The organism is Candidatus Culexarchaeum yellowstonense, from assembly GCF_024707025.1.
GTDB lineage: Archaea > Thermoproteota > Methanomethylicia > Culexarchaeales > Culexarchaeaceae > Culexarchaeum.
In genome coordinates this window covers 1-4,105 of the sequence record NZ_JANGFQ010000226.1, presented here as the reverse complement: position 1 = coordinate 4,105, position 4,105 = coordinate 1, and the positions used below count along the sequence as shown (strand labels likewise).

Below are 4,105 nucleotides of genomic sequence, written 5' to 3'. Positions count from 1 at the left end.
ATTCATTTTTAAATTTTAAATAATTACCTTTGTTGCTTCGATAATTCTTTGTTTCGTTGCATTGAAAGCTATTGACAATCCAGCTTTCTCAAAAACTGGAGTATCGTTAACATAATCTCCAACATAAACACATGGATCTAATTTAACTTTGTACAAATCTTATCTTCCAATCAGTTGCAAACAAACGCCAGTATTTGAAAACTAGTCTTTTCATTAAATTCTAGTTTGCAATGAGCCAGAATTTAGGCATAATTTAAAAAATGTGGAGGAGGAAGGTATGTTTAATTTGGAATTTTTGGTGGTTTCATGTAAATGATTTCCCCAAAGCTATAGTCACTGGTCCCATGTACTGCTATTATTCTGGCAATTAAGTATCCATCTCTATATCCGATTACTTCGAATTCAAATCCAGTGTATCCTTCAGGCCATGGACCTCTCCCATTAATACCCAACCTCTCAATTACCTCTCTAATTTCGTCTTCTTTTTGGTGGTTTTGGTTTGTGGGTGAGGATAGTGTTGGGTTTATGGTGGATATTGCTGCTATAATTGTAATCAACAGCACCAGCATTATACCCATAATTTTCAGGTAATTCATCCTTCCCATAGAGTCACCATTAAAATATTCGTTGAAAAGACTCTAAAAGATTCCTTGAAAACATTTTCATTCATAACATGAAAACGTTTCCCAGCACACTTAAATAACATTTTAATTTACTGCATGTTCACGATGCACTTATATATGATATTCAACATTAACATAATGTGATGAGCGTAGATTTAAAGAAGGAGTTCCTAAATTTACTGGAAAGGGATGTTGAATTCCGCTATATGGTGGCAGGCTACCTAGGATTCTCAGAGATAATTAAAAAGATAGACGGAATATACGTGGAGCTTAAAAATCTAAGGGAAGAGCAGAATAAGCTTTGGAGAGAAATTAAAGAATTGAGGGAAGAGCAGAGGAAGTTATGGGAGAATCAAATTAAGCTTTGGGAGAATCAGAATAGGCTCTGGGAGGAAGTCAAAGCTTTGAGGGAAGGGCAGAATAGACTTTGGGAAAGTCAGAATAGACTTTGGGAAGAAGTTAGGGATTTAAGGTTGGGGCAAGAGAGATTGTGGAGTGAAGTGCGAAGTATTAAAGTGACGTTGGATAGACTTGTTGTTAGTGAAGAGGAGGAGGCTTGGGAAGTTGTGGGTTATAGGTTGAGGGAACTTGGGATCAATGTGAAGCTAAATAGAGTCTTCATTGATAATGCGGAAATAAACATTTATGGAGCTAGTGATGACATATGCGTTTTTGGAGAAACAGTTGTTAGGCTTGGCTCCTCCCTTATTTACGAATTGGAGGAGAAGATTAAATTGGCAAGAGAGAAGAAACCCACCCTATTAAGGCCGAAGTTAATTAAAGTGATATATGCATTGGTGGTAACACCTCAAGCCATAGAACTCGCAAGGGAGCATGGCGTATGGGTATTGAGCATAAGACAAGAATACACCCCCCTAATTATACACAGCCTCTAACCTTCAATAGAAATTAAACATAACAATTACCTCTATTCAATTCCATAAACTATGTATTTCAATGCAGTGGTATAAGTTTTCCATTCATTGGAAACATTATTTCAAGGCATTCCTTATCTTATACTTTATGTTAAATTTATTTGGTGATTTTGTGTGAGGAGGGTTTACTCATCCATCATAGTGTTGCTAATGCTACTCCCAATGCTATTCCCAACTCTAGCTATCTCAGCAACTCCAATAAACCCTGAGGCCAAACGTGTTGAGAACATGCTGAACGTTGCCTACAAATCTAGAAATAGGGTTGAAGCCTTGGTGAATAATGTTAAGGCAAATCAGACGCTTATGAATCTAATTTCAGCTGCTGGGTTGATGGGTGCATTTAATGGTAATGTAACACTCTTAGGGAATGGTGAAAACTTACTGAAAACAGCTAATGAAACATATTCTGCTGGAAATTACATTATGGCTTTGAATTACACTTTCCAGGCACTCGACATATTTAGGGATGTGTTTAGGAACATTCATGTGATAGTGGGTAAGGCTGGTGGATATTTAGAGAGGGAGAGTGTAATTGTAGCTGAAGGTTTGATTGTGGCTGCAAATCGCACATTGGAGCGCATTAAGAGTATACGTGAACTTGGCAACATTCCCTCAGAGGCTGATGAGAAACTATCTGAAGCGGAAGCTCTTCTAAATACAGCTGAACTTAGAAGTCTCCTCACTAAGGGTAATGTGAGTGAAGTGGCCTATAGGATTGCTGATGCTGAAAAGCTGGTTGCAGATGCTCTTAAGATAATTAAGTCTAAGGCTGAGGAGAAGTGTGCTGAAAGAATGGATAAATTCATTGCTAAGGTTAATGAAACCTTTGATAAGATTATTGAGAAAGCCAGATCTCTCGGAGTTAATGCCAGTGAAGTTTTGAAGATGTTTGGATTCAAAAACTTAAGTGAAATTCAGGAGATGAAGAACAACCTTATTGGAAAGGTGAGGAGTTATATTAAGTTTGGAAATATAACTCAAGCTATAAAAGAGATGGATAAGGCTATGGAGAAGATTAGGAATATGAATATGGAGATGGAGAGGGTTCGCTACATAGCTCAATACCACTTCAATGCTAAACTTGAAGTTAAGGTTGAGAAGAGTGTTAAGAAGCCCTTCATAATACTCGACATAACAATAACCAATACTGGGAATGCTACGTTAATATTCCCCAATTCAGCGTTCGGATTAACCATTGAGAGGAGTGTTGATGGTTCTTGGAAGCCAGTTTATACGCCTATATCCGCTCAAGTTCTAATGATGCTTAGACCTGGAGAATCTAGGCATATAGTGTTGAGGGTTGAACTTCCTGCAGGCACATATAGGGTTGCAGTTCATGCCATGTGTGAGAAGATTTTCACTCCAGTCACTGCCTACGCTGAATTTACGATACCATAGAAGGTTAATGTAGAATAAAATAACCTTAACTTTTTTATTTTAGTTCTATCATGTTTTGTAATCCAACCTTTTTAACTTTCACAATCCCCTTACTTTCCAGTCTTCTCACCATTCGCCATAATGTTGTTCTTGGTATGTTTGGGAATCTCTCCCTAAGCTCCACTTCCAAAGCTTTTCCACCCTTCTCCTTTAGGAATTTAATTATTTCAGCCTCCTCCTCAGTTAGCTCCCCAATTTTCCCTCTGCTCCTAAGGCTTTTTATTGGGTATTTCCATATTAGGTAAGCTGCTATTACAATGATTCCTATAGCTACAGCTATCGTTATTGGCGGTATTATTGGTGCTGGAGCTCTATATTCCCTTACTGTTAATGTGTATGGTATAGTTTTTGTTATGCCTCCACCCTTTGCTATTATTGTTATTGTGTATATTCCTGGTGGTGTGTCCCGTGAAACCTTTATGCTCATTACACTATTGAATGGCGGTATCCCCATGGGTGGGTTGAAGGATATTTCTACGCCTGGAGGTTGCCCTATTGCTGATAATGTTATTTGGCTTGCAACTCCAGAGGTTAGTGTTATGGTTATGGTTGATGATATGCTTTCACCTTGAATTATGGTTGCAGATGACTGCACTAATGTTATTGTGTAATCCATTGGTGGTGAGATTGCTACTTCATAGCTTATTTCACAGTATCCAGCTGGCATTGTAATCTTAATCCTTCCATCTATGGTTGATATTTGTGTTGGTGGTGTGTTAATGTAGATTATTGTGGAATTCTCCGGTAGTATTATGTTTATTTGGAATGGTGAGTTTAATATGAGGGTCCATAGCCCAGCCGTTTTTGATGTTAACTCTGTGGTGTCGTATTCTATGGTTGTGAAGGTTGCTCCAAGCGTGTATACTATTATGTTTGTATTGTTTATTTCATAGTTTAGTGGAGTCTTATTTTCATCGTATGTTAATATGTTTTTCACGTTCCTTGAGAGTAGTGGCATGGTTATTAGTGGTGTTGTTTCATTGACGTTTACGCTTATTTTCACATGTACTAAGCCATCCTTATACACGGTTAGGGTTGCATCCTTAATGCTATATGTTTGTTGTGCAATGGTTTTCGATGTTAAAGTTATTGTAAAAAGCATTAAAATTA

General features: G+C 37.6%; 5 protein-coding genes. 2 read left to right on the top strand and 3 right to left on the bottom strand.

Annotated features, from left to right (window positions below; genetic code table 11):
- Positions 1-15 precede the first annotated feature (15 nt).
- Positions 16-156 carry an HAD hydrolase family protein gene (locus MRT15_RS11715; protein ID WP_304330440.1) on the bottom strand — a complete coding sequence of 47 codons (141 nt, stop codon included), beginning with the start codon at positions 154-156 and terminating at the stop codon, positions 16-18.
- Between the two features lie 125 nt (positions 157-281).
- On the bottom strand, positions 282-605 hold the full coding sequence (locus MRT15_RS11710; RefSeq protein ID WP_304330438.1) for a hypothetical protein: 324 nt from the start codon (positions 603-605) through the stop codon (positions 282-284).
- Positions 606-766: 161 nt separating this feature from the next.
- Between MRT15_RS11710 and MRT15_RS11705 the strand changes: the two genes are divergently transcribed.
- Both MRT15_RS11705 and MRT15_RS11700 read left to right on the top strand, forming a co-directional pair.
- Positions 767-1,519, top strand: a complete 753-nt coding sequence (locus tag MRT15_RS11705) for a hypothetical protein (RefSeq protein WP_304330436.1) — start codon at positions 767-769, stop codon at positions 1,517-1,519.
- Between the two features lie 153 nt (positions 1,520-1,672).
- Positions 1,673-2,956: a hypothetical protein gene (locus tag MRT15_RS11700; protein ID WP_304330435.1), complete on the top strand. Its 1,284-nt coding sequence runs from the start codon at positions 1,673-1,675 to the stop codon at positions 2,954-2,956.
- Positions 2,957-2,990: 34 nt separating this feature from the next.
- Here MRT15_RS11700 and MRT15_RS11695 read toward each other — a convergent pair.
- The coding region (locus tag MRT15_RS11695; RefSeq protein WP_304330433.1) for a hypothetical protein at positions 2,991-4,105 on the bottom strand (1,115 nt) is incomplete at its 5' end.

What these genes read in the sequence shown, in the direction of transcription:
- MRT15_RS11710 (WP_304330438.1), bottom strand. Translation starts at nt 605, where the DNA reads ATGGGAAGGATGAATTACCTGAAAATTATGGGTATAATGCTGGTGCTG.
- MRT15_RS11705 (WP_304330436.1), top strand. Translation starts at nt 767, where the DNA reads ATGAGCGTAGATTTAAAGAAGGAGTTCCTAAATTTACTGGAAAGGGAT.